This window comes from Photobacterium carnosum, from assembly GCF_021236965.1.
Classification (GTDB): Bacteria; Pseudomonadota; Gammaproteobacteria; order Enterobacterales; family Vibrionaceae; genus Photobacterium; species Photobacterium carnosum.
On the sequence record NZ_WMDN01000001.1, the window covers coordinates 164,069 to 187,671 of the forward strand.

Below are 23,603 nucleotides of genomic sequence, written 5' to 3' on the forward strand. Positions count from 1 at the left end.
TTAAAATATACTGACTGTGGTTAATCTTATTATGGTGAACTGTTAATCTTGTTGCGCTGAACGTGGCGGCATCGTGGCACGTTCAATACTGCACTCATACGAGCCCATTTCAAATTCACGACAAATCCACGGACGATTTTCATAAATCGTACACAACAAAGTATCGCGATCAACAGCGGCGCACCAGCCATCATCAAGACGTAGCATCACTTCACCACCCCACTCGTCAATATCAATGTATTCTTCAGGTACACCTGTATCTGTAATAATCATTACTTCCAAACGGCAACAACATGCTTGGCACGTACTGCAAGTCATGGTTGGATCGGGTTCGGTGCTTATATTAGTTATATCAATGGTCATATCTATCATCGCCATGTTTTCTTGCGCGCATAGTACCTCAAACCCACACTAAAGACACTGACATCATAGTCATCCCTCATTTATCAAACTCTTCACAATCTTCACACCAGTAATAATATTGATATTAATTTTGTATAGATATTTACGTTCATCACCTAAAAATCCATGCTATTGTAATAAAATCAATAACAAAAAATTAACCAAAAGGATGGTTATGCACGATATTACAACAATGACAATCACGGTATTTATGGGTTTCTTTGCTATGATGAACCCCATTGCCAATACCGCTGTTTTTGTCGGAATGACAGGTAATCAAACCCCAGAACAACGAAAAAAAACTGCCTACAAAGCCCTTACCGCCGCTTTTTTTATTATCGCAACCTTCTGTCTTTTAGGTAAAGGGATCTTTGAATTATTCAGTATTACGTTACCTGCACTACGATTATCAGGCGGTATTTTAGTCTTTTTAGTCGGTTATCATATGTTACAAGGTGATAGCTCAAAACTGCATTCAAATTCTAACGCTGATGATGCGAGTGAAGAAAAAGACATTTCTATCTCACCGCTCGCATTACCGATTCTTGCTGGCCCCGGCACTATTGCGACAGCGATGAACTATTCAGCATCAGGATCATTTCTACACACTATTATCACAATTGTTGCCTTTGCAACCTTATGTTTAATTACGCTTGTTTGCTTTCTTTACGGACCAAAACTGGTTGATAAAGTCGGTGAAGCAGGCATTACCATTACCACTCGTTTAATGGGATTGATTTTAACGGTTATCGGAATGCAGATGTTAATCCAAGGCGTACATGACGCTTTCTTGTTATTTGATACCGCCAATTTAGCGAAATAATCCACTTAAATTCACCCCCCTTCCTCTCGATAACAGCCTTAGTCTTTCTTTTTACAAGGCTGTTATCTACTTTGGTTACATTTTAGCCTCGACATTTACAAACAAACCTCTGTATAATGCGCCCCCTTTACATCTATCTCTGTTTTCGTGCGTCTTCTTTTGGCTTACTGTCAAAAAATCATCGAATAAAACTGCTAGGAATACCTCTTGATATCTACCGCAAACATTACAATGCAATTTGGTGCTGAACCATTATTTGAAAACATTTCAGCTAAATTTGGTAACGGCAACCGTTATGGTCTTATCGGTGCAAATGGTTGCGGCAAATCAACCTTCATGAAAATTCTTAGCGGTGCACTAACGCCAAGCTCTGGTAACGTGTCGATCTCTTCAGGGAAACGTTTAGGTACCCTAAGTCAAGACCAGTTTGCGTTTGAGCGATACACCGTTGTTGATGCCGTGATCATGGGCGATGCTGCATTATGGAAAATAAAACAAGAACGTGACCGTATTTATGCTCTGCCAGAAATGACAGAAGAAGATGGCATGGCAGTCGCTGAGCTTGAAAGCGAATTCGCAGAAATGAATGGCTACAGCGCTGAAAGTCGTGCTGGACAGTTATTGCTTGATGCAGGTATCGACGAAGAACTGCATTACGGTTTAATGTCACAAGTAGCGCCAGGTTGGAAATTACGTGTGTTACTAGCACAAGCATTGTTCTCTAACCCTGATATTTTGCTACTTGATGAACCAACAAACAACTTGGACATCCACACAATCAACTGGCTTGCTGACGAGTTGAACCTGCGTAAATGTACCATGATCATTATTTCACACGACCGTCACTTCTTGAACTCTGTATGTACCCACATGGCAGATATCGATTACGGCGAATTACGTATTTACCCAGGTAACTACGAAAAATTCATTGAAGCATCATCGCTAATTCAAGAACAATTATTATCAGAAAACGCGAAGAAAAGTGCTGAAATTAATGAACTGCAAGATTTCGTAAACCGTTTTGGTGCGAATGCTTCAAAAGCAAAACAAGCAAGTTCTCGTGCTAAAAAAATGGATAAAATTAAACTTGATGAAGTTAAATCATCAAGCCGTTTAACGCCATCATTACAGTTCAAACCGGGTAAAGCCCTTTACCGTCAAGCTTTGATTCTAGAAGAACTGGGCCATGGCTTTGATGGCGAAACCTTATTTGAAGGTGGCGATTTAATATTAAACGCTGGTGAAAAATTAGCGATCATTGGTGAAAATGGTGTGGGTAAAACAACCATGCTGCGTTGTTTAGTGGAAGAACTAAAACACAACCACGGCATGATCAAATGGTCTGACAATGCTTCAGTTGGTTACTGCCCTCAAGATAGCTCTGCTGACTTTAATAATGATTTAGGCATCTTTGATTGGATTTCACAATGGCGTACTAAAGATCATGATGATCTAGCCGTACGTAGTATCTTAGGCCGTTTATTGTTTACTGCTGATGATATCAACAAGAAAGTGAAAAACTGTTCTGGTGGTGAGAAAAACCGTTTATTATTTGGCAAATTAATGATGCTAAATATCAACGTATTGGTAATGGATGAACCCACTAACCACATGGATATGGAAGCGATTGAAGCGCTAAATAGTGCATTAAAAGTGTATGAAGGCACGTTAATCTTTGTTAGCCATGACCGTGAATTCGTATCATCACTAGCAACACGCATTATTGATATTCGTGAAAAGCAAGTGGTTAACTTCCACGGCACATTTGATGAATACATGTCAAACCTTACCCTTGAAGGTAAAATCGTTTAATACATAACACCAGTAGCAAGTTATAACATTTCTTATAACTTGCTATTTTTCTTCAACTACTTTGATTTATTTAGCAATACATAACAGATAAAATGACAACATCCCCTCTTTAATACTCTTCATACTAACTTGCTACTATTTGTGACATTACCCAATTTCAACGATAATCAACGCATATAATCTGTGTTAGCTACAGTTTATGATCTAAATTACGTATACTGCGAGCAACCATCTTAACTAGATAATCATCATGACAACTATTACTTTGATCACCAATGTCGGCAATATCGACATCAGCCTTAATAAACAAAAAGCCCCTGTTACTGTACGTAATTTTATTCAATATTGCCGTGATGGCTTTTATAACGATACTATTTTTCACCGTGTTATTAACAACTTTATGATTCAAGGCGGTGGTCATACTGAAGACTTAGTAGAAAAGCCGACTCGTGATCCTATTGTAAATGAAGCAAACCGTGGTCTTAAAAATATTGTTGGCACGATTGCAATGGCACGTACCGATGCGCCACATTCAGCAACAGCACAATTTTTTATTAATCTCGCTGATAATGATTGTCTTGATTACACAGCAACAACAAACAGTGGCTGGGGATATACCGTTTTTGGCGAAGTAACCACTGGAATGGATGTGGCATATCATATCGCACAGGTAAAGACTGCAACGATACAAGGGCATGAGGATGTTCCATGTGAAACTATCATTATCAATCAAGTGATCATTAACGAATAATGAGTCAGTTTTTATCTAATTAACTGATTGTATTGGTAGATAAATGGATAGGGAGCGTATGAATGATGATCACCGCTCCTACTATTACGGTGCTTAATTAGCGCGATAACGATTTTGTTTTCAGAATAATCTCAGCATGTTCTGCTGATATCGGCATTACTTTTAACGAATGCACATTGCTGCCACCCGTATTACCTATTGGTACACCATCAATAGCCGTTAATAATGCGGCACCGATAATACGTATGCACTGACCACTAATTTCTTTAATATCACCCTGTCTTATCGCCCAACGTAACATTAAATAGTGTGTCTTAACATGCCAGTAAGTTGATTCTTGACCCAGAACATGTGCATTTTCCAAAAAGCGAAATTCCATCGCAGGATCACCTTTTTTTTGCACTTTATATGATCGCAGTATTTCTCTTTTAACATAGGGGGCTATATTGTGGCTAAAATTACTCATTATCCCTCCGAGTCATTATTCATCCTTAAATAATTAACCTAAAATAGTTCTTCTATTATTGTAACGGTTGCAATGTAACAGCAGTGCCAAATGCTAATAGTTCACATGAACCATCCATAATTGCACTGGTTGTAAAGCGAATACCGACAACAGCATCAGCACCTAACGCTGTGGCATCAGCCTCTAACCGTGCCATCGCTTGGCTACGAGCTTCATTAAACATCTCGGTATACCCTTTCAGCTCACCACCAATAATCGTTTTTAAACCAGCCATAATGTCACGGCCGATATGCTTTGATTGCACAACATTACCCGTAACTACACCCAGTATAGCGGTAACCTCATGCCCTGGAACAGTTTCTGTTGTTGAAAAAATCATTTTGTGAAACTCCTCTTAAAATTATGGTTTTAATATTAATAGCTTCTTATTATTAGTATCGTATTATTTTTTATTAAAAACACTTTTATAGCCATTAATAATAGCGTTAATCAATGCTGTAATAAAATTAGCGTTATTGTATTCTTCCATTACATAGATAAAGTTTGACTTAAAATGCTCAACAGCTTTTTCATCCGTTTCAGCCAAAATCACATCATCTTCAACCTTAAACCCCGCTGCCAATAATTGTTTTTTCTGCTCTATAAATTGCTCATCTGCCATATCCAAATAGGTGAACTTCTCACGATTTGAATTGGGTAAACAAAAAAATTGATATTTAGCCATTACACATATCTGCTGCTATCATTACTTATTCATTAATAGCATATTTTTATGACTACCTATGTATTTTTTATTACAATATTTTGATTTATCTCACAAAAAAATAACAACATTATAAGTTTTACAGCTAAATAGATGATTTTACAAATCACTACAACTGCATGTCACTGCTGGAAAATATGTCATTTTATTATCACGGAATAACATCATTGCAGTATTTATTATGGCTAAGATATCATTCTCATTTTTAGTTAATGGCTGTTCATAAACCCAACCACCACAACCATAACCCACAAGTGGCAAGCTTTTACTGTCTATCGATTGATCTTCAGCAATCTCTATAACAATAGTGGTCGAGGTTGATGATAAGCACCATGAATAACCTTGCACTTCCCCATAACCTGTTACTTTTGAATCAATGTTAATCTCACCACAATAGTTTTCATTATTTAATTTAATCATTGTTTAAACCTTAATATTACCAAAAACTAATTTTACAACAGTGATTCGTATAAATCATATTAAAATACAATAATATATAATACATCCTCCCATAGTCATGCAAAAATAATAACTAAAAATTCAGGTTAAATAATTCTTAACCTATTATTAATAATATTCAATTTTACAAAATCAAAAATGACGTTATAGTTAGTACATTATTTATAAGCACACAATATAAAAACTAAAGATATAAGATTATATCTCCTATTAAAAAGAGAAATATTGCACGCTATTTGTAAAAACTCTCTCATTGAAAAGTATATTTATGTCAACAAATAAACAACAAATCGAATTACAAAAAGAAATGGGTCCCAACTGGTTTGCATCCGTTATGGGTACAGGTATTATCGCTAATGCTGCTGTTGGATTACCTTTTATAGGCAAAGACTTAGTTGGATTTGCAACGGTTGTTTGGTTAATTGCATTTGCTATGCTGATCGTTATGACCATCATCAAAAGCTATCAAACAATCACCAAGCCCCATATCATTAAACGTCAATTTAACGATCCAGTGATGTCTCAATTCTTTGGCGCACCACCAATGGCATTTCTGACAATTGCGGGCGGCACACTATTATTAGGTCCTCATGTTCTTGGCCAAAGTCTTGCACTTAATATTGCGTGGCCACTATTTTGGATTGGTACAATCAGCGGTATTATTACTGCCATTATTATTCCATACCGTTTATTTACTCATAATGAAGTGCATGACGATGCCGCCTTTGGTGGTTGGTTAATGCCTGTTGTTCCACCCATGGTATCAGCCACTATCGGTTCAATATTCTTATCACATATGGCCCATTCTGCAGCACAACAAACCTTACTTTATGGCATGTATGCGTGTTTCGGTATGAGTTTAATGGCATCAGTAATTATTATCACACTGATCTGGAGCCGTTTAGCTCACTCAGGCACATCAGGTAGTGCACGTGTGCCAACGTTGTGGATTGTATTAGGTCCGCTAGGTCAGTCAATTACTGCGGCGGGGTGTTTAGGTACAGCGGCGATGTTTACTGTCAATGAACCTATTGCCAGTGCAATGAATGTTATGGCGATTTTATATGGCGTACCTATTTGGGGCTTTGCAATGTTGTGGTTCTGTGTCGCGGCATTATTAACCCTACGTGCTATGCGTCGTAAAATGCCGTTTGCATTAACATGGTGGGCATTTACCTTCCCCGTGGGTACATGTGTAACAGGGACAACACAATTAGCACTTCATACTGGTTTACCCGCTTTTCAATGGGCTTCTATTATCCTCTTTGCATTCTTGATCTTAGCGTGGGTTACAGCAGCATTAGGCACATTTAAAGGCTTTAAACACGGTAAGATTTTTAATAATCCGACTTCTGTTGTCCATATAAAATCAAAAAAAGGCAATAACTAATAGAAACAATCCCTGTGATATTTAATCAACAAGCGTTAAATATCACAGGTTTTTTAAGTGATCCGTTAAAAATTAGACTATTGCCGCTTTTGCTTTATTAGCGCGTAAACTACCAATAACATTCACTAATGCGCCTAACACTATCATCGCTCCCCCCGCTAATGTCCATGTCGATGGCACTTCACTAAAGACCAACCAACCTAAAATAATCGAAAACACGACTTGAATATAAGAATATGCGGTTGCTTTACTTGCCACTTCGACTTTCATTGCTTTGGTTAAGCCAACTTGACCAAACTGGGTAAAAATACCCACAAAGAGCAGTAAGAACAGCGCTTCTGTGGTTGGCATAACAAAATCATCACCCATTAATAACACTGATAATGGCAATGCGATCAATGGGAAATAGAGAATAATTACCGAACTATCTTCCGTACTGCTTAAACGCTTAACAATAATATAAGACACACCACTACCAAATGCGCCTAACAGTGCAATACCAATACTAAATAACGGTAATTGTTGAACGTGATCTAGCGTCAGTCCTGGCCCCACCATCAATAACAAACCAATAATCGAACAGAAAATACAAATAATGGTACTGATATGGATTTTTTCTTTGAGGAAAAGGATCGCTAACACCGCCGTAAAAACAGGATTAAGATATTGTAAAATGGTTGCTTCGGCTAAAGGTAAGGTTGAGACTGCATAATAAACACAAATTAATGACAATGAACCAGTCACACCACGGGTTAATAATAGTTTGCGGTTATTGCCCCAGATATCAATCCGTTTCCGTTTGACGTCAGCATAGCTAATAAGCAGTGATACCACCGCACGTGCAGCAACAATTTCAAACACCGGAATACCATAAGTATGGACTAATTTCACACAACTCGACATCAATGCAAAGGCAAACGCTGACATCAGCATATATCTGACGCCAATAGGAATTTGATTCAAAGAAAACTTGGACATAGGAAGCAGTTCATTAACATAAACAACCATTTTATGAAAATAAACCTCAACCTCCAAGTGTTATATCACCCACCGCTGTTTATGATTTAAATTATTCTATTGGTACTTACAGCTGAAAATGAACTGAGAATTAACAAGATAAGATTGTTATTACTGATATGGTTATTTATTTCAGCAAGAATAGAATAAATATTCATTTTATAGACTTAATTGACGATTATGAAAAAACCACCTTTATTAGCGTGTGCCATTGCCAGTTTACTTGGCACTCAAGCGGCAAATGCCTGTACAACTCTTCTTGTTGGTGATCAAGCCTCAACCAATGGTGCCTATTACATGGCACGTAATGAAGACTATAAAGCGGTATGGGCTAAACACTTTGTTCTTCATCCTCATGCTGTTAATGAAAAAGGGCAATTCCATTCCAATACTGATGGCTTTACCTATCCGTTCCCTAAAGTGTCATTGGCTTATACATCAATGCAAGATTGGGATACTCATGATAAAACCATGGGTGAAGTGGGCTTAAATTCTGCGGGTGTGGGTATTACCTCAACCGAAAGCCTGACTAACCGAAAAGCCGCATTAACCGCCGATCCTTATAATACTAAAAATGGCATTAATGAAGATTCAATCGAAAATGTGATTTTACCTCGTATTCACAGTGCCAAAGAAGGTGTTGAGTTACTAGGTAAAATCATTGAAGAACGTGGGGCATCACAAGGCTTTGGGGTTGGATTTATTGATAAAACGGGAATTTGGTATTTAGAAACAGGCAGCGGTCATCAATGGATGGCACGTAAAATACCTAAAGATGCTTATTTCATTTCAGGCAACCAATCACGTTTAAAACAATATCTACCTAATAACAGTGATTATCTCGCCTCGCCAACATTAGTTTCTTTTGCGGAACAGCATGGTTTGTCTGTTGCCAAGGCTAATCAACCTTTTGATTTCCATGATGCTTATGCCACTACTGGCGGCCAAGAAAATATCACTTATAACTACCCTCGCGTATGGATTGCACAACATATTCTAAACCCTAAGCTTAAAACACAAATTGATCACGACCAACCGAATTACCCTGTCTTTTTAACGCCTACACATAAAATCTCACTTCAAAAAGTAGAAGCCATTATGCGTAACCATTATCAAGGCACCGCGATGGACCCATATGCAAATGCAGATCCACTCGGCCACTATCGTCCAATTTCAGTATTCCGTTGCGCTGAATCGCATATCATTGAAGTGCGTCCTAATCTACCAACTGCCATTGGTGAAACAGAGTACATTAACTTAGGCATGACGGCGCTTGGGGTTTACATTCCGTTCTATCAAGGAACAACTGAGATCCCATACGGCTATGATATCGGTACTGATGTCGCAAGTAATGGTTCTATCTTCTGGGATATGCGAAAACTACAAACGTTAGGTATGGCGAATTGGAAACAAAATGAACCGATTATTCGTGCTGCCTACGATAAATACGAAGCTGATACCGCTATTGCTCAGAAAAAAATGGAACAAAAATACTTAACTATTTATAAGCAGCATCCAAAACAAGCAACGGCTTTGATTAATCAATTCGAAAAAGTAGCGACAGATAATGCGCTGATAGTGACTAATAAAATATTCACAACGTTAACTCAAAAAGCAGATATGGCGTCACATTTCGCCGGAGCTTAACTCATAGTTCACTAACAATAATAATATTTAGTAATTATAAAAGTGCCAATATTGGCACTTTTTTTTATGATTATTCATTCCAATATAGGTTTACCCATTAACAAAAACAAATACTATCTCTAAAAATAGATTACGTTATAATCGCCATCCAGCTCAACAATAAATAGAATAATATGTATCAATTGACGTTTTCATTTGAAGAATTCCTTGCCGAGTTTTGGCAAAAGAAACCCACCATTATCAAGGGCGGTTTTAAAAACTTTGTCGATCCCATTACACCTGATGAACTCGCAGGATTAGCAATGGAAGAAGAGGTTGATTCGCGTTATATCGCTAAATTAGCAGATACTTGGGATGTACGTCATGGGCCACTGACTTTTGATGATACCCCTGAAGATAATTGGTCATTCATTGTTCAAGCGGCAAACCATTGGCATGAAGGTGCTGCACAACTGATCACCCCATTTCGTCAATTACCCGGTTGGTTACTGGACGATCTAATGATCAGCTACTCGACCCCAGGCGGCGGTGTTGGCCCTCATATCGATCAATATGATGTATTCATTACTCAAGGTTCAGGTAAACGTCATTGGCGCGTAGGTCCTAAAAAAGATGACTACGAAGAAGAATGTCGTCATCCTGCATTACGTCAAATAAAAGGCTTTGATCCTATTATTGACGATATTTTAGAGCCCGGTGATATTTTATATATTCCGCCAGGTTTCCCGCATGATGGTTACGCCATTGAAACATCAATGAGTTTTTCAGTGGGTTTCCGCTCGCCTAAGAAACAAGAATTATTAAGCAGCTTTGCCGACTTTGTGATTGCGAATGATATTGGTGATGTGCACTACCATAATCCAGCGCTTCCTGCCCGTACTAACAACGGTGCTATCTTGGCAGAAGAAGCAAAAGATCTTGAAAACATGATGCGCAGTTTGCTTGATGATCCACAACGATTAAAGCAATGGATGGGCGAACATCTAACGCAAAATCGTCATGAACTAGATGTAATGGCATCTGAGCCACCATGGCAAAATAATGAAACCTATCAGTTCTTAGAAGACGGTGAAGCGTTTAAACGTATTGGTGGTTTACGTGCGTTTTATCATCCAGATCAAGCTCACCTTGTTTATATTAATGGCGAGCAATATCAATTACCACCAGAGTGTGCTGATGCGGCTAAATTATTATGTGATGAGGAACAAATATCCTATGCTCAATTAGGCGAAAATCTTGATCACCCCGCATTTCTAGCTATGTTGACCCAACTAATTAATATCGGCTATTGGTACCCTGTTGAATAACTAAATCAAAAAAAGCGGCTATTAATGAATATTTAACAGCCGCTCTCTTATTTTTGTTGATGTTGTTAAACGATTACTGTTTATATTGCGCAAGAGTCAGAGATAGTCGCTTAACCCACCAATTGATTGCATCTTTTATGTCATCAGAAGAATCAATCATCGTACTAAAATCTTTATTACCCGTTTTACGATCAATAGCTGCCATAATAGGCTCACCTGTTGTCGCATCACTGATCAATATTTCCATTGACGCTGAACCGACATTGGTATGCTCGCCTGTAAGCACTTTTGATATGGTTGAGATCCCCAACCCCACCGGTAACAGACTACTTGTGATCGCTAAAATAGGGTTCGGTGTTTGCACATTAGTAATCGCAATCGTAACTCGTAATGTCTTTGGCTGTGGCTTTTCAACAACGGTTAACTTTGTATTAAGTGATTTTAACTGATTGATAAAATAATCTTTTATCATAATAATTTCAGTCTCTGATAAGTGATCACTCTTTTCTTTATCAAGCACGATATGTACTTGATCATAAATAATATTGTCGTATTGCGCTATTTTACGTTGTAATGAACGCTGATTAAATATACCCCGTTGCGCCCACACTAAATCAACGCCATCCTTTGGACCTGGGCGAAAGTCTTCATATGTTTCAAATGTCTTGGGCTTTAGTATTTTATGATTATTAGCACAACCTACCGTAGTGATGATGACTAATATCAATAACCAGATCTTTTGTTGCATTACTTTCACCCTCTCATCCATTGAACGATAAATACATTATCCATAGTCGACTGTTATCTATATGTTACTAAAATAACAATATGCCATACTATAAATTAATACTCACAATGATGCAAAGGTAATCATACTGATATTTATTGCTCTAAAAGTAAAAAAGAGCTAACACAAAGGTTAGCTCTTTTTAAAGAAACAAATTAATAACGTCAATTATAAGCGGGCTAATTCTGCTTTACGGGTTTTATTTACTACACAGAAATTACCACGACGGGTACGGCACTTTGAACAACGCTCACATTCAACATCAGCCTTATACCCCTCTAACCAACGTTTAATTAACTTAGGTTCAGATAACAATGGACGTGACAATGCGAAAAATTCAATACCAGTATTGTTTGCCATCGCTTCAATGGCATCAAATTCACTCAAGCCGCCAACAGTAATCACTGGCACATCAACATCTTGGCTGATTACGTCGCCGTATTGATGGAAGTAACCTTCAGCTTCAATAGTGTAACCATCGTAAGACTCGCCCACCATGGTGTCAGCCTTACCATGCACGTTACCTGAAATGATAATCGCATCCACACCAACTGCTGCTAGTTTTTTACAAATAAGACGCGTATCAGCAAACGTTAGTCCACCCTCAAAGAATTCAGAGGCGGTTAATTTAACTAAAATAGGGAAATCATCACCGACTAAGGTTCTAATTTTAGCGTAAATTTCTAATAGAAAACGCATACGGTTATCAAGGCTACCGCCATACTGATCATCACGTTGATTATAATACGGACTTAGAAACTGGTTAATTAAATAGGTATGCGCCGCATGAATTTCAACACCATCAAAACCCGCATCTTGAGCACGTTTAGTCGCTAATGCAAAAGCTTCAACAATATAATCAATGTCAGCTTGAGTCATAGCCTGACCTAATGTTTGAGTGCCTTTCTCGCACACCGCACTAGGTGCAAAGATCACCCGCTCGCCAAGATTGTAAGTGGTTTTAGTGCCACCATAAGCCAGTTGCATCACGATTTTAGAATCGTATTGATGAACAAGATCAGTCAGTTTTTGATATTCTTCGATAAACGAGTCGTTATACATCCCCATCATGCCAGCATTGGGTTTTTCTTCTGCGACAATATTTGCATAACCCGTTACGATCAGCCCCACTTCACCTTGTGCAAGCTCTTCATAAATAGCATAAAGCTTATCGGTCATATGGCCATCTTCTGTCGCCATATTTTCCCATGTTGCACTACGAACAAAGCGGTTTTTTAATGCCATGTTGCCAATACGGGCTTCTGTAAATAAAGTACTCAAATCACGTCCTCTTAAATATCATGTCGTCTTATCTTTACCAACGCCCTAAAAACAAAAAGAACAGCATTAGTGAGCTGTTCTTTTTTATATGTTTTTATCATAAACGCTAAGCTGACATGAATAATACCGTGACTACATCTGAAAATCTTTAATCTGGATTAAGATAATGTCGATTATATCAACTATGCTTTTACGAAATTATAATGGTTCGAATACTTATTCTAGATTAGATAATGGTAACACCTTCAGTTTCAAGCACACTGTTTGCGCCAGCACGATCGATGATTTTAACAAGAACAGATTGAATCGTTTCATCTTCTCGAACATCATTTTCACTCGCAAATTTTTGTTCTTGAGGCTCAGCCCCTTCTGCCAGTGTAAATGTAACAACCACTTCCGTTGCAATATCTGCCGTTTTACCACAATAGGTTAAAGAAAGCTGTGGATAGCCTTTAAAGCCTTTTTTAACCTGCTTTGCAATCCGCTTTTTCGCTTTATCTATATTCATCGTTAACCCTTGCTAATTTTCGTATAAAATCAGAATAATACGCGATCATAATACGTTGAATACAGCAACGATAATACTTAAATTATGCGTTAAGCCACGTAAAACCACTCAGGAGGGGATCGTTTGGTCCATTTAGCAAAGGCTGCTTTATCGCCACGATAGAAATTTCGATAAGCCTCAATCGCATTCGCTTCTACTTTATAATCATTTGGCATTGCCTGAGCAAACGGTGTTAATCCTACTGCATCATAAGAATGACGCTCAATCTCTGCCAGCACCGCAATCGATTTATGATCAGTGGTTTTGTTATATCTGAATTTATATTCTTTATTTAATGCTAACGTTAATGCTTTTAACCAGAGAAAGTTATCATAAGATTGCTCAACCCAGAGCACGCAAGGATGATTCATATGGGTTGATTTGTACGGTGTCGTAAAACCTTTTTTATTAAGCGCGGTACATAAAAGCTGGACACTTTCTAAAATCATTTTAACCACATGCTGATCACAATGATATTGAGCACATTTTTCAATATCGTGATCTAAAATAAAAATATTCATCACATCATCCCTTATTGAACATACAAATAGCTTAGCTCAATATAAAATGCTACTTGTGGATTTTATATTTATATTTATATTTCAGTGTACTGACGTTGATAATGCGCTAACAGTTGTTGTATTCCCGTTATCGGAATCTCTAATGTTGCGGTATTAGTAAAGGGATGACACTGTATAGCTGAATAATTAAATATACTTTTATCAATAATTAATTCAACCGCTGCTTGTGTATCTTTAACAATATCCAAAATAGAAACAGAGCCAGCACTGGTGCCTAAGTATTTTTCTAAGCGGTTACTGGATGCGAAACTTAAACCTGAAACGTTCAGTATTTGGCTTAGTCTTTTAAAATCAACGGTTTTATCGTCCATCATGATAATTAAAAATGGCGATTACCTTTCTTATTTTTAATAAACAGATTTTTGGTTGCTGCACCATCAATATCTAACGCTAATAAGTGCGCTTGCTCACAATTGAACACCGCAGGATGCTGAAACTTTTTATATTCAATCCCAAGATCATCAAGTATCTTATATATATTCATGCTTAACTCCATTTTAGCGAATATTTAAATACTTTATTACTATTTCATTTATTACTCTCTAAGTAAATATGAATAATAACCAATAACCAATAACCAACTAATCGCGATAAATCAACCGCAATGTATTTTTAATAACAAGACAATTTTAAATAATAAGGGGATGTAAAATAAGGAAGGAATACAGTAGCTTTTTTATTGATCAAATAGGGCCTAATCATTATTAGACCCTAAGATCATCATATCGATTGCTACCTAAACGGCAAACAATGATAGTAATGCAGTTAACGGTTAACCATTAACTCAGTGACGCTATTACTTATAAAAAGCTTCAACAGTGCCTTTTAGCGTAATAAGCATTGGGTTACCGCGACGATCTAATGCTTTAGGTGACGGTACTTTTACCCAACCTTCACTGATGCAGTATTCTTCAACATCAAAACGCTCTTTGCCGTTAAGTAGAATGCCAATTTCGAATTCAAAAGCAGCTTCTAGGAAGAATGGGCTATGAGGATTACCAGCAAGGTGATCAGGTAAAGTTGGTCGTGATGTAGTATCGGTCATGATGGTGCCTGTTGAAAATAAAAAGTGCGCTATTGTAGACAATCTCGGACTAACGCTCAAGAGCTGTCTTAATTGAAGTGAAAACTAAGCACTAAATGTCTGTAATATCATTGATAATGCTCAACTAATACTCCTTTTTGGCGCTAACTTTAGTTGCAAGTGTTTTCGTTACACGGCAAGGATTCCCAACAGCAACGCTATTAATAGCAATATCACGCGTTACCACACTGCCCGCCCCTATCACGCAATTATCACCAATAGTCACCCCTGGTAATATCGACACATTGCCACCAATCCAAACATTATTACCAATGCTGACATTCGCGCCATATTCTTGATGTTGACGTTCAATAGGATCTAAAGGATGCGTGGCAGTTGAAATCATCACATGGGGACCAATCAGCACATTATTGCCAATCGTCACTTTGCAGACATCAAGAATGGTTAAATTATGATTTGAATAAAAATTACTGCCAACTTCAATGTTATACCCATAATCGCAGAAGAAATTCGGCTCAATGTGGGCTCGATCTTTGATGATAAGTAACGCTTTTAATATCGCCATCTGCGCTTCAAGCTGAGTAGGATCCGCCATATTAAAGCGATGACAGACAGATTTAGCATGCATTCGATCAGCAAAGAGTTGTTCATCACCCGCGTTATAAGCAAGGCCTGCTAGCATTTTGTCTTTTTCGTTCATGGTGACTTTCCAGAGTAAAATAAAGCCACCATTAAAGTGTATTTCTCTGTTTTAGTATGTGTGCTGTTACTCAATTATGAAAACTCACTCTAAATAAGCGTCATTATTTCAATCACATAATGACACTTATTATTTATAATGATTACTCAGGTAATACCCAATCTGGACGAGGAAAATGACAGGTATAGCCATTAGGTTGATGCAACAAATAATCTTGATGCTCAGATTCAGCATGCCAAAAATCACCCGCAGGCACGATTTCTGTCACGATTGGTGCAGGCCATACACCAGAAGCATCCATCCGTTTAATCAAATCTTCAGCAATGGTTTTTTGCTCATTAGAGGTATAAAAAATAGCTGAGCGATAAGATGAGCCAAGATCATTACCTTGACGATTTTCGGTCGATGGATCGTGTATTTGAAAGAAATAAGCGAGGATTTTAGTAAAATTAGTCTGTGTGGTATCAAAGATAATCTCAATCGCTTCAGCATGAGTTCCATGATTGCGATAGGTAGCATTATCAACATCACCGCCCGTATAACCGACCTGCGTTGCGATCACACCCTGTTGACGACGAATAAGATCTTGCATACCCCAAAAACACCCACCAGCCAGTATTGCTTTTTCGATACTCATATCACCACTCCTATTGCCACATTGCGTGAATTTATGACTTTTCATACAACCATAAGTTGATATTTATCGCAATTAGAACTTGAAAATACCACTCACAAATTAGTGATGGTTGTGTGAGCGAATATCATTAATGAGTTAGCTAGACGGCTAACTCATTGTTGGAAAAAGTAAGCTAGATTAATTACGTTTTTTAGTCCAAGCAAACTGTTCAAACATAGGGCCTACTGGTGTTTTAGCTACATGATTTGTGTAGTTACTGATCACTTTTTGCGATAGACCTAGGATAATTTCAAGTACTTGCTGCTGGCCGTAACCTGCTGCAAAGAATGCATCCATTTGCTCGTTAGACACGTTACCACGTTCACGAACCATCGCTAATGTGAAATCATGCAATGCTTGTAGTTTTTCTGTTGGCATTGCCTCTTCATTACGCAGTGCTTCGGTTAATGCAGGATCAACTTTCATCGAGTGCGCAATAGCAGTATGTGCTGGTACACAGAAAGTACACTCATGCTCTACGTTAATAGTTTGCCACACAACCGTTAGCTCTTCTGCATCAAATGAGCAATTCATAAATATCTGGTGAAGCTGTTGGTACGCTTTCAGTGTTTCTGGAGACTCTGCCATTACCGCAAATAAGCCAGGTACTGCGCCCATTTGTTTCACAGCACCTTCTAGCATTGGTTTACTTTTTTCTGGCGCGGTTTCTACTGTGTGAAAAATAAATTTGCTCATTTTCAATACTCCAATCGTTGTTCAAAATAAAGGGAAATATTATGTGATACTCCACCAAAAGATGCCATATTCCCTGTCTATGAATTGAACTATAACGGACGCTGAACGATCGTTCAAGCAATAAATTGAACGACCGTTCAAATCGCTAACCATTTCATCTTTATCGTGTTGATTATAAATGATTTATTTTTCTAATTTTGTATTTCTCTTTAATCAACAGGCATAAAACCAAGCAAATTAGTCTTTACCTAGTCACCCACTACCACTACAATTGAACGAGTGTTCATATATAAATTTACAAGATCATATTATGGCAAAGACAGCAAAATTTGACCGCCAAGAAGTAATAAAAAAAGCCACCAATTTATATTGGAAAAAAGGCTTTCACGCGACATCAATGCGTAATCTGCAAGACGAAATTGATATGCGACCGGGAAGTATTTATTCAGCTTTCAATAATAAAGAGGGATTATTCAAGGAAGTACTGCGTAACTATACCAATATGGGGCTTACGCAGATTGAAGCATTAAGAAATGTGCTCGACACGCCTATCGAAGTATTAAAGGCATTTGTCAAAGCACAAGTTATCGACACCCAAACTAATGCACCAAACGGTGTCTGCATGCTTGCCAAAACCATAGGAGAATTAACGTCGGAAAATCAAGAACTAATCGATGTGACCAAAGATTGTCTTAACGAAATTTTACTAGAGTTTACTGCGCTGATTAAAGAAGCCCAAGCGCAGGGAATTATTGATGCAAGTAAAGATGCTGAAGAATTAGCAAGCTACGTACAAATTCAAATAACGGGTTTGCGTACCTTCGCTAAAGTAAATAATAATGAAGCAATACTTCACAGAAAAATAGACGATATATTTAACCACTACCCGTTTGCTTAAGTGTTTCGATACAGTTAATGAATCAGTCTGAAGTGATCAAGTAAAACTGTACATCTTTATAGGTGTTTACATTAAGCGGCGGATTCCATCATCACTGGCGATAAATTATGGGTGTCCTATGTTTCTTTGTAAAGCATCGTGATCGTTGAGTTTTGTATCCACTCAGCCCAATAGCCGTCATCTCGGAAGTCGAGGCACGAGGCTATCCGTGATCTACTAAACGCGTGATCGAGCCTTAAAAACACCAATTAAACACATTAAATTTCACAGATAAACATAAACACTACAACAGGTAGATCCCCTATCGCCCTCACTGACATTAACTGTATGGAATAACGATAATCAGTCTTGATATAGTGTAATAATTATCTGTTCTCTAAAGGAAAAGTTATGGGTGTCCTATGTTTTTGCGTTTGTTTCTTTGTAAAGCATCTCGATCGTTGAGTTTTGCATCCACTCAGCCCAATAGCCGTCATCTCGGAAGTTGAGGCACGAGGCTATCCGTGATCTACTAAACGCGTGATCGAGCCTTAAAGACATCAATTAAACACATTAAATTTTACAGATAAACATAAACGCTACAACATGTGGACAGGTAGATCCCCTATCGCCCTCACTGACATTAACTGTATGGAATAACGATAATCAGTCTTGATATAGTGTAATAGTTATCTGTTCTCTAACAGAAAAGTTATGGGTGTCCTATGTTTTTAGTTCCAGGTCAAACTCAAGAACAAAACCTGTATGATTTTTTGCGTAATGAGCCCACATTGGCGAAACTATTGGGGATAATGAAAAACAGGATGTTGGATTCTGTGGGATATCTGCAATAATATCATGATAAAATGCCAACTGCTCTGGTGGTGTATTCAGATCCATACCTAAAAATAACTCATATGGGTCATTATAATCTTTTGGTAAAGAACACTTTATGCCGCAGTATTCTTCACGATCGAACACCAATTCCAGAACATCATGACTAAAATATTTATAGATTTTTCCCATGAATTTTAACCCTCAATTTATATATTTAGTTTTAATACTTAATAATGCCAATTTAAACTGTCCCAATTTTATCTTTTGCCAAAAATAAAGGACAGCCATATCTTTACTTTATAAATTTAATACGCTGTGAGTAAATTCCCTATCGCCCTTGCGAGAGCATTCACTATAGAACATGACGATAACCAGCCCTGACAATAGCGTTAATTCTTATCTGTTTTCTAAAGGTAAAGTTATGGGTGTCCAATATTTATATTATTAAATTAAGAATTGTCTTATTAGGCATAGTTTCTTCTCTTTCGGTGTTAAGGGAGCATTTGCTGCTACATATTCCCATTCAATACGTAGAGTCTTAAGCTTATCTCTAAACTCTTTTTTATCTTGTAAATTTGGGCATGTGGCCTGTAAAAACTCTAATTGCCTACGTAATTTGCCATACCTACCAGCTGTAATTCGATGCTCATTTGCTCGCTCACCGAAACGACCAAAAGTTACAATACCAGAAAGAGCTGCAGCCATTGCGCTTGCGATAGCAATCATTAATTTAACTAAATCTTTATTTTGTTCAGATTCAAAAAAAATAAAAGCTGTTACACCAGTGGTTAAAAAAATAAGTACAATACCTAACCATTGATGAATACTATTTAAATATTCGGTTTCAGAATAGTGCCCTTGTTGTGCTTTTGATAATTTATCTAACCAATTTGAAATTAATGATTCAGCCTTATTAAGATTAAGGCTGAATTCTTCTTCTACACTTACACTAGTCATTTTTATTTTTTTTCCATGCATGTGAATACTCGGCGCTTTTCGATGTAGGTTTGATGTTTGGCTTTTTCATTTTAACGGTCATTGGAAATGGGAAGTCAATACCTAGCAATAACGCTTCACCTTGACTTAATGTTGGAAGAAAAGATGCGGAACGTTGATCCATCGTGCCTACAGCTCTTTTTACCACTTCTTGATCATGATAGTTAGTCAATCTATGAACTATCAAAGAGCCAATCTGACTTAATACATCTTCCGGTATATCTCTTGGGCGTTGTGTGGCAATTACTACGTTCAAGCCATATTTACGTCCTTCTTTAGCTATATTGCCAAACGAATCTAACTTGATCGAAGTTGCTTCATCTCCAACTGTTTTATTTAGAAACTGATGTGCTTCATCTATAAAAACTAACACTGGGTCACTATGACTAATACTTCCGTTTCTCGCCAAGTCCATTAGCTTTCTACCGATAGCATTAACTAAAATTTCACGACTATTTGCTTCATAAGATACTGCAGATAAATCTAGCCTAAGAAGGCGGCTACTTGTTTTGTTTAAAGAGAAATCACTAAGTAGAGTTGGAATTTCCTTATACCCTTTTGCATCTATCATCCAACTCAAATGCTTGTTTTCAGAATAAGACTTTATTCTTGATATAAGACTCATACAGTAACCAAGATCACCATCAGAAGCTCCTCCCCAAACCGATTCATTAATAACTTGTATTTTATCAACCCACTCTTTAGTTGAAGGCCATACACATTCATGAATAATTTGATCTGCTAGATGTTTAAAACACCAATACTGACAATCATTTTTTTCAATCATCTCGTGAGCTTGATTAAAAGGTGCTTTTAATTTTCCTGTTTTAACTAATGATTTTTGCTTATTAATAAAAAGTCCTTGGGGATTGGTATAATACTTAGCAACGATTTTTTGACTCAAGATAGCAGAACTTAACTTAGGTATTTGTGTTTGCGCTGACGGACGTAAAAAAGCAAATATATCCGATTCAGGTAGTCTCCAGTGCGGAAATGTAACGGTGTTATCATCATTAGCATTCTTATGGTTACCTACATAGTAGGTTTCACAATCTAAATCAGCATATTCACCAGTAGGATCTAATAGTAAAGCTTTTCCTCCATTTTTCTGAACTTCTTGTATCAATCTAGAAATAGAATAGCTTTTACCGCCACCTGTTGCACCTAAAACGGCACAGTGTCTCCCAAATAACTTATCCGGAGTTACTGTAATGCTTACTGCCGAGTCGTCAGGCAGTTCTGCTATGTCTAGCTTTACTTCATCTTCACTAGAATCGCCTTCTGCCAAAATAGATATTAACTTGGGATGAGCAGAATAGATTTGGCTACCTAACCTCGGATGATTTTTGATGCCACGGTATATTTCTCCTGTGGAGGTATTAACACTAGTCAATAACTGAATAACACCAATAGGATTATTAAACCCATTATCAATAGATATAGCATCTACAGATAGTCTTTCTGCACCATCTAGCCAAACTTGTACTAATCGCCCTAATACAGCTGTTTGACCACAATCAAGGAAAACAAATTCATTCACTTCTCCTGCTGCAACACGGTCACCCAAGTACCACTTAGCTTCTCCAGTACCTGCGTCAGATAAATTTGCAGTAATCTCTGCTGGCGAAATATTAATAGCACTACCAATTCTTCGATTGGAATCATAAGGTGTAAACCAATCATTAGAGCTCATTATTATCAGCCTTCTTCATAGTCATATTTTCAGCTAATGACTCAAAGGTTTTGAATAACTTCTCTTCTGGTGTTTCTTTCCTACGCTCTTGCAACAAGTTAGAAAATTGCTCAAAAGTTCCATCAATTATTGAAATCCTTCTATCACCATGTTGGATAGCTGAATTCAATAGATTCCTTACATCTTTATTAAAAGATCCTTTTTCATTAAATGGATCTTTTGTTGCGATAAGAAGGCTGAACTCTGCATTAGTTCGAAGAGCCATAGTAACCGCATTATTGATGTGCTTATCATTAAAACCAAAGCCCAAACATATTAATGCAGTTTTAGGTTGCTGAAGGCTATTAAGAAACGATGACATCATATCCAAATATGGAGAATCATAAGAAGTTTGATACTTAGAACTACTAGGGTAAATAAATACAGGGTCATTAATAGTCGCTTTATAATCGACTTTTTTTACTCGTCCGTGTTCACGAGTCCAATTAACAGAACCATGCATCTTATACAAATGAATCACATTAGGAATATAAGAACTTGCATTTTTGGATTGCCCACTTCGGTCTACAATATCATAACGATACCATGCTGGATTGAAGAAACTAGGAGATGAAAACTCAAAACCATCAACAACAACAAAACCAGTATTAGCTGCGGAGTGTTCAAAAGCTAAATCGTAGTTAGTAGTAAATAGTTTTAGTCGTGGCTGCTTGGGGCTTCTTCGCCCTAACGATCTAATAAATTTATCATGTGAAACCCAATCATTGGAATTAATAGCATCAGTAAAGTTTGTTTCATTTAAAATAGTTTTCTTTGATTGTTCTAAGAAAGATACAAGCTGGGTGGTTTTACCTTCATCGGGAAACAAGGCGATATACTGATCACATAAAGATAACAATAACTCAATATCATCCCATGGTTCGTTTGTATCATCATCTCTTTTAGTTTGATTTTTATCATACTTAACAGCATCAAGAACAACCTCGAACTGTTCAGGATCTTGTTCTTTACATTTTGCCCACAGTCGCCCCATGCTTGGGGCTATTCCTGTAAAAGTCAAAGATGTACCCGAACCAGCAAGAACAATCAAATTATCAAAATCTAACAAGTTATTGATACTTGTTAGTAACGCTTGATAATCTTCATTCTCATTTTTGTCTGAAGAATCTATATCAATCTGAACAGGATCTTTAACACCCTCTATTCTTTTTACGAATGATGACAAAAATTTTACTTTATTCATTTAATTAACCTACCAAAAAGATATTGTTCATTCTACCTTAATCATTAAACGTTATTAATCTAATTGCTTAATATTTATAGGTTATAAGCTTGGATACGTGAACTGTATTTCATTTTTTTACTGGATTATCTGAAGTATGACAAGACGAATAGAACTAACTTACTCATTCACTCAAACTCGTTTTGAGGCAACTATGAGTCAACTTCCCTCAGCAATCACATTCCCCAAAAGGAGCAAGAACGATCCCCTCTATCTCACAAACAGCCTTTATTGTTGAGTCGTCACAAAGACATTTTAAATAAGCGGCAAGGTTTTCAAACGTCACTGCCACATAAACTATTTAAAAAACACCAATCACAATAAATCACAGCTTCCCTTCTTTCGTCATTCCCTACAGAACGAAATCGATAATCGACTATCAACATGTCGTAACGTTATTATTATTGTTGTTTTAACAGGTTCTTATTGGCATCTTTAAGGCTCAAGCGCGCAATGATTAGATCACGGATAGCTCGTACCTTACTTCCGAGATGACGGATAATAAACCATGTTATTTTCGCGATGATGTCCGCATTTAATTATTCATCATTCCCTACAGAACAAGATCAATAATCGACTATCAACATGTCGTAACGTTATTATTGTTATTTTAACAGGTTCTTATTGGCGTCTTTAAGGCTCAAGCGCGCAATAATTAGATCACGGATAGCTCGTACCTCACTTCCGAGATGACGGATAATAACCCGTGTAATTATCGTGATAATGTACGAACTTGATTATTCATCATTCCCTACAGAACGAGATCGA

General features: G+C 37.3%; 27 protein-coding genes. 7 read left to right on the plus strand and 20 right to left on the minus strand.

Annotated elements, in window-relative coordinates:
• Positions 1–42 precede the first annotated feature (42 nt).
• Positions 43–363, minus strand: a complete 321-nt coding sequence (locus GLP24_RS00720; protein ID WP_045038366.1) for a YkgJ family cysteine cluster protein — start codon at positions 361–363, stop codon at positions 43–45.
• 214 nt (positions 364–577) lie between these two features.
• Here GLP24_RS00720 and GLP24_RS00725 point away from each other — a divergent pair, with 214 nt between their 5' ends.
• The 3 genes from GLP24_RS00725 (at position 578) to GLP24_RS00735 (ending at position 3,788) form a co-directional block, all read left to right on the plus strand.
• Positions 578–1,225: a MarC family protein gene (locus GLP24_RS00725; RefSeq protein ID WP_221944587.1), complete on the plus strand. Its 648-nt coding sequence runs from the start codon at positions 578–580 to the stop codon at positions 1,223–1,225.
• Between the two features lie 207 nt (positions 1,226–1,432).
• Complete coding sequence (locus GLP24_RS00730) at positions 1,433–3,037, plus strand: ABC-F family ATPase (RefSeq protein ID WP_101770022.1); 1,605 nt, start codon at positions 1,433–1,435, stop codon at positions 3,035–3,037.
• 250 nt (positions 3,038–3,287) lie between these two features.
• Positions 3,288–3,788: a peptidylprolyl isomerase gene (locus GLP24_RS00735; protein WP_167388583.1), complete on the plus strand. Its 501-nt coding sequence runs from the start codon at positions 3,288–3,290 to the stop codon at positions 3,786–3,788.
• A 97-nt stretch (positions 3,789–3,885) separates the two neighbouring features.
• Here the strand turns inward: GLP24_RS00735 and GLP24_RS00740 are convergent, their stop codons facing one another.
• The 4 genes from GLP24_RS00740 to GLP24_RS00755 form a co-directional block, all read right to left on the minus strand.
• Positions 3,886–4,254, minus strand: coding sequence for a DUF3703 domain-containing protein (locus GLP24_RS00740; RefSeq protein WP_232615377.1), 369 nt, complete (start codon positions 4,252–4,254; stop codon positions 3,886–3,888).
• A gap of 55 nt (positions 4,255–4,309) precedes the next feature.
• Entirely contained in the window at positions 4,310–4,633 is a 324-nt protein-coding gene (locus GLP24_RS00745) for a YbjQ family protein (RefSeq protein WP_101770019.1), read from the minus strand.
• Between the two features lie 63 nt (positions 4,634–4,696).
• Positions 4,697–4,978 carry a hypothetical protein gene (locus GLP24_RS00750; RefSeq protein WP_107249979.1) on the minus strand — a complete coding sequence of 94 codons (282 nt, stop codon included), beginning with the start codon at positions 4,976–4,978 and terminating at the stop codon, positions 4,697–4,699.
• A gap of 138 nt (positions 4,979–5,116) precedes the next feature.
• Positions 5,117–5,437 (minus strand): hypothetical protein, encoded by a 321-nt coding sequence (locus GLP24_RS00755; RefSeq protein ID WP_101770017.1) that lies wholly within the window; start codon positions 5,435–5,437, stop codon positions 5,117–5,119.
• A 307-nt stretch (positions 5,438–5,744) separates the two neighbouring features.
• On the opposite strand from GLP24_RS00755, the gene GLP24_RS00760 reads away from it, so the two are divergent.
• Positions 5,745–6,866, plus strand: coding sequence for a TDT family transporter (locus GLP24_RS00760; RefSeq protein ID WP_232615378.1), 1,122 nt, complete (start codon positions 5,745–5,747; stop codon positions 6,864–6,866).
• Between the two features lie 72 nt (positions 6,867–6,938).
• Here the strand turns inward: GLP24_RS00760 and GLP24_RS00765 are convergent, their stop codons facing one another.
• Positions 6,939–7,844 carry a DMT family transporter gene (locus tag GLP24_RS00765; RefSeq protein ID WP_101770056.1) on the minus strand — a complete coding sequence of 302 codons (906 nt, stop codon included), beginning with the start codon at positions 7,842–7,844 and terminating at the stop codon, positions 6,939–6,941.
• Positions 7,845–8,063: 219 nt separating this feature from the next.
• Here GLP24_RS00765 and GLP24_RS00770 point away from each other — a divergent pair, with 219 nt between their 5' ends.
• Positions 8,064–9,530, plus strand: coding sequence for a C69 family dipeptidase (locus tag GLP24_RS00770; RefSeq protein WP_232615379.1), 1,467 nt, complete (start codon positions 8,064–8,066; stop codon positions 9,528–9,530).
• A gap of 173 nt (positions 9,531–9,703) precedes the next feature.
• Entirely contained in the window at positions 9,704–10,837 is a 1,134-nt protein-coding gene (locus GLP24_RS00775; RefSeq protein ID WP_101770014.1) for a ribosomal protein uL16 3-hydroxylase, read from the plus strand.
• Positions 10,838–10,910: 73 nt separating this feature from the next.
• On the opposite strand, the gene GLP24_RS00780 is transcribed toward GLP24_RS00775, so the two are convergent.
• The 10 genes from GLP24_RS00780 to GLP24_RS00825 form a co-directional block, all read right to left on the minus strand.
• The gene (locus tag GLP24_RS00780; RefSeq protein WP_232615380.1) at positions 10,911–11,585 is read right to left on the minus strand and encodes a DUF3313 domain-containing protein; all 675 of its coding nucleotides are present in this window, start codon (positions 11,583–11,585) and stop codon (positions 10,911–10,913) included.
• A gap of 207 nt (positions 11,586–11,792) precedes the next feature.
• Positions 11,793–12,905: an NADH:flavin oxidoreductase gene (locus tag GLP24_RS00785; protein WP_232614850.1), complete on the minus strand. Its 1,113-nt coding sequence runs from the start codon at positions 12,903–12,905 to the stop codon at positions 11,793–11,795.
• A 226-nt stretch (positions 12,906–13,131) separates the two neighbouring features.
• Entirely contained in the window at positions 13,132–13,413 is a 282-nt protein-coding gene (locus tag GLP24_RS00790; protein WP_101770011.1) for a hypothetical protein, read from the minus strand.
• A gap of 89 nt (positions 13,414–13,502) precedes the next feature.
• Entirely contained in the window at positions 13,503–13,973 is a 471-nt protein-coding gene (locus tag GLP24_RS00795) for a pyrimidine dimer DNA glycosylase/endonuclease V (protein ID WP_221944576.1), read from the minus strand.
• A gap of 74 nt (positions 13,974–14,047) precedes the next feature.
• On the minus strand, positions 14,048–14,347 hold the full coding sequence (locus GLP24_RS00800; protein WP_232615381.1) for a YbaK/EbsC family protein: 300 nt from the start codon (positions 14,345–14,347) through the stop codon (positions 14,048–14,050).
• 5 nt (positions 14,348–14,352) lie between these two features.
• Positions 14,353–14,517, minus strand: a complete 165-nt coding sequence (locus GLP24_RS00805; RefSeq protein ID WP_232615382.1) for a YbaK/EbsC family protein — start codon at positions 14,515–14,517, stop codon at positions 14,353–14,355.
• A gap of 312 nt (positions 14,518–14,829) precedes the next feature.
• Positions 14,830–15,078: a DUF3297 family protein gene (locus GLP24_RS00810; protein WP_152653585.1), complete on the minus strand. Its 249-nt coding sequence runs from the start codon at positions 15,076–15,078 to the stop codon at positions 14,830–14,832.
• A 124-nt stretch (positions 15,079–15,202) separates the two neighbouring features.
• Positions 15,203–15,778, minus strand: a complete 576-nt coding sequence (locus GLP24_RS00815) for a sugar O-acetyltransferase (RefSeq protein ID WP_232602745.1) — start codon at positions 15,776–15,778, stop codon at positions 15,203–15,205.
• Positions 15,779–15,920: 142 nt separating this feature from the next.
• Complete coding sequence (msrA, locus tag GLP24_RS00820; RefSeq protein WP_045040946.1) at positions 15,921–16,415, minus strand: peptide-methionine (S)-S-oxide reductase MsrA; 495 nt, start codon at positions 16,413–16,415, stop codon at positions 15,921–15,923.
• Positions 16,416–16,592: 177 nt separating this feature from the next.
• Entirely contained in the window at positions 16,593–17,150 is a 558-nt protein-coding gene (locus GLP24_RS00825) for a carboxymuconolactone decarboxylase family protein (protein ID WP_045040945.1), read from the minus strand.
• Positions 17,151–17,460: 310 nt separating this feature from the next.
• Between GLP24_RS00825 and GLP24_RS00830 the strand changes: the two genes are divergently transcribed.
• Complete coding sequence (locus GLP24_RS00830; RefSeq protein WP_152653582.1) at positions 17,461–18,048, plus strand: TetR/AcrR family transcriptional regulator; 588 nt, start codon at positions 17,461–17,463, stop codon at positions 18,046–18,048.
• Between the two features lie 702 nt (positions 18,049–18,750).
• Here the strand turns inward: GLP24_RS00830 and GLP24_RS00835 are convergent.
• From GLP24_RS00835 to GLP24_RS00850, 4 genes are all read right to left on the minus strand, one after another.
• Complete coding sequence (locus tag GLP24_RS00835; RefSeq protein ID WP_232615383.1) at positions 18,751–19,053, minus strand: DUF2971 domain-containing protein; 303 nt, start codon at positions 19,051–19,053, stop codon at positions 18,751–18,753.
• Positions 19,054–19,308: 255 nt separating this feature from the next.
• Positions 19,309–19,821: an SLATT domain-containing protein gene (locus GLP24_RS00840; RefSeq protein ID WP_232615384.1), complete on the minus strand. Its 513-nt coding sequence runs from the start codon at positions 19,819–19,821 to the stop codon at positions 19,309–19,311.
• Positions 19,814–21,553, minus strand: coding sequence for an ATP-binding protein (locus tag GLP24_RS00845; protein WP_232615385.1), 1,740 nt, complete (start codon positions 21,551–21,553; stop codon positions 19,814–19,816). The genes GLP24_RS00840 and GLP24_RS00845 overlap by 8 nt, the downstream gene beginning before the upstream one ends.
• The gene (locus GLP24_RS00850; protein ID WP_232615386.1) at positions 21,543–22,796 is read right to left on the minus strand and encodes an SIR2 family protein; all 1,254 of its coding nucleotides are present in this window, start codon (positions 22,794–22,796) and stop codon (positions 21,543–21,545) included. The genes GLP24_RS00845 and GLP24_RS00850 overlap by 11 nt, the downstream gene beginning before the upstream one ends.
• Positions 22,797–23,603: the final 807 nt, after the last annotated feature.